The organism is Chrysiogenia bacterium (genome assembly GCA_020434085.1).
GTDB lineage: Bacteria > JAGRBM01 > JAGRBM01 > JAGRBM01 > JAGRBM01 > JAGRBM01.
The window spans coordinates 1-1,912 of sequence record JAGRBM010000232.1 but is presented as its reverse complement, the minus strand read 5'-3'; the positions used below and the strand labels follow the sequence as shown (position 1 = coordinate 1,912).

2 protein-coding genes are annotated in these 1,912 nt (G+C 67.6%); one reads left to right on the top strand and one right to left on the bottom strand.

What is annotated here, in order from left to right; translation table 11 throughout:
- On the bottom strand, window positions 1-664 hold a 664-nt coding region (locus KDH09_07630; protein MCB0219546.1), incomplete at its 3' end, for a DUF4124 domain-containing protein.
- Window positions 665-809: 145 nt separating this feature from the next.
- Here KDH09_07630 and KDH09_07625 point away from each other — a divergent pair.
- Window positions 810-1,754, top strand: a complete 945-nt coding sequence (locus KDH09_07625; protein MCB0219545.1) for a hypothetical protein — start codon at window positions 810-812, stop codon at window positions 1,752-1,754.
- Window positions 1,755-1,912 lie beyond the last annotated feature (158 nt).

Below are 1,912 nucleotides of genomic sequence, written 5' to 3'. Positions count from 1 at the left end.
TGGCGTCCCAGAGCTCGGCGATCTCGGCCCGCCAGTTGAGCTGGGCGCCGTGCCAGATGAACCAGGCGACAAAACCGCCGATGAAGACGCTGGCGCCGAAGAGGAAGCCCTTGATCTGGAAGATCGGCAGGCCGGCGATGCCCTCGATCCCGCCGCGCTTGATGCGCCGGATGTAGACGCCCGCCAGGGTGCCGGCGGCGACCACGATGAGGAAGAGCAGCAGCATGCGAAGATACGGGCGCGCGCGCTGCTCGGCCTCGGCCAGCGTTTCAGGAAGGGCGATGAGGCCCGTGTCCTTTTCAATGACGACGTTCTCGGCCGCGTCGAGGGGCAGGATCGCCGTGCTCACGATGTCGGCGCCCATGGCCACGGCGCGGGCGAAGAACGTGGGGCTGCTCTCATCGGCGGCTTCGTTCTCGGCAGCGGTGGCTGCGGCGGCGGCCTGTTTCTGCTGGGTCGGAAGGTCCGAGGGCAGTTCCTTTTCGAGCTGGAACTCCTCCATCTGCGCGCGCTGGCCCTCGGGAATGGTGTCGGGATCGTTGGTGTAGGCCCACTCGCCGCTGGCGTCGCGATATTTGTAGAGCTTGGCGCTCGCAGCGCCCGGCGAGAGCGCCAGCAGCGCGGCGAGCGCAAGAAGGATGGCAAGGGCCCCGGTTCGGCTCATCATAGGAACGACTCTCCCCGTCGCGAGTTCTCGAAAGAGCGCGCGCGCTTGTGGGGGCCGGGCCACTGGCCTAGAGTGCCCCTCCAGCGGCGTCCCCGATCGGGCGCCGCGCACGCTTTGATCGCTCTTGCCGGAGTGTAACCCGATGGACCCACAGGTGGAAATCTCACGCATCAAGCGCCGCCGCATGGGGCTGCTCGCGCTGGCCGCGCTGGCGGCACTGGCGGGCTACTTTGTCTGGCGCGGCTGGAGCTTCACCCTCTGGCACGAGGGCCTCATCGAGGGCCTGCCCGCCCGGCAAGACGAGCGCGCACTGGCGCAGGAGCGCTTTTTCAGCGCCGCCTGCGCGGGTTTGACCGGCGAGGCCGAGCGCGGGCGCGTCCCCGCCCTGCCGGATTCTCTTCACGAGATCGTCGGCGCAAGCAGCCGCGCCTTCGAGCAGCGCGCCGCGCTGCTGCGATTTAAATCACAGCTTCGCGCCTCGCTCGATCCGGGAAAAATTCAGAGCAAAATCTCCAGCGCGCTCGTCCCCGCGCCGACCTTCTACCTGCGCGAGTATTTCGATCCGCTCGTCGGGCTGGGTGCCTGGCAGTTCACGCGCCACCTCTTCGACGCGCGCGGCAAGCTGCTGCTCGACTATCCGGCGACCGGTTATTACGAGAACGCCCTCGACGATCCCCAGATCGTGCGCGCGCAGCTCGGGCTCTACGATTACGTGCTGGGCCTGGACCTGCCCGCGCAAAGCGCCCCGTGCGAGGACGTCTTCGCCGCGGCCATCGCCCGCGATTTTGCCGAGCGGGTGATCGCCGACATCGAGGATGCCGCCGGCGGCCCGCTGCGCTGGCTCGCCCTTCGCAGCGAGGGCCGCGTCGAGCCGCTCCTTGCCGCGCTCGCCATGGAGCGCATCGGCCAGGTGGAGCTGGCCGGCAAGGTCCCGGAGAAAAACCAGCAGCGCCTCGCCCTGGCGCTCTCCCTGCTGGGGGACCGCTACCTCATCATCGAAAAGGGAAGCCTCGGCGAGAGCGCCCTCGCCGAGCTGCGCGCCGCGCTCGAACTGCTCGGGCAGGCGGAGAATCTCGAAGTGCGGTGAGCTGCAACTGTTTCTGAAATCATTCGTTCACGATCACGTTCACGAACGCGAATGCGATGCAGTGTCTGGCCGTGAACGTACACGTGAACGTGATCGTGAACGAAACTGCCTTCCCGCGACGGGCGGGGCAAGCCACGCCCCTACCGTCCGATGACGTT

Excerpts from the sequence above, each read along its gene's own strand:
- KDH09_07625 (MCB0219545.1), top strand. The coding sequence starts at position 810 with ATGGACCCACAGGTGGAAATCTCACGCATCAAGCGCCGCCGCATGGGG.